1 protein-coding gene is annotated in these 778 nt (G+C 31.9%); it reads left to right on the top strand.

Annotated features, from left to right (window positions below):
- A partial coding sequence (locus F3G98_RS10670) for a hypothetical protein (RefSeq protein WP_188117014.1) occupies positions 1 to 778 on the top strand: 778 nt, incomplete at both ends.

Genomic DNA, 778 nt, shown 5'->3' with positions numbered 1-778 from the left:
ATGTAATAGATTCTGCAATTTTAGCTATAAAAAATATTATCGATAAAAATGGGTCAGCGTGTGAGGCCTATCCTACTGAAAATTCGTTTTGCGTAACAGCTTTAGTTGCGTTTGATGTGTTGTCTTGTATTTTTTATCTAGATAATTACTTGGATGAAAAGTGTAAAAATGATTATTTAAACATTATACGACCTTTGGTGCATTTTATTACAAAACATGATGAAAAACATGCGATCATATCAAACCATCTAGCAACAGGTGTTGCGGCAATAGCCTTGTGGAATAAAATAACCGGGGAAACAAACTCTCGCTACCAAGAACTATTAAAACTTATCTATGATAATCAATCCGAAGAAGGTTGGTATAAAGAATATGAAGGAGCCGATCCCGGCTATCAAACCTTATGTACTTATTATTTGTATTGCGCTTATATGATAACATTTGATCAAAATTTATTGGATTCATTAAAAAGATCTGCCAAATTTTTGAGTTTTTTTATTCACCCAAATGGAACAATTGGAGGATTATATGGATCAAGAAACACTGAAATATTTTATCCTGGGGGAATCATTTCTTTAGCAAATGAAATAGAAGAATTTGCGCTTATTGCAAAATTTTTAGAGCCAAAGGGGCAACATATACTGCCACAAAATATAGATATTGGCAATTATATCCCTCTTTTGAATTCTTATGCTGTAGCTGCCCTAAATTACGATAAGATAGAACATTGTATTACCAACTCTAGCATTTCTCCATTTTTTTTAAAAAATGAAGAGAA

Source organism: Campylobacter concisus, assembly GCF_902460895.1.
Classification (GTDB): Bacteria; Campylobacterota; Campylobacteria; order Campylobacterales; family Campylobacteraceae; genus Campylobacter_A; species Campylobacter_A concisus_BC.
The sequence above is the reverse complement of the archived record's forward strand: the minus strand, read 5'-3'. Positions and strand labels throughout refer to the sequence as shown.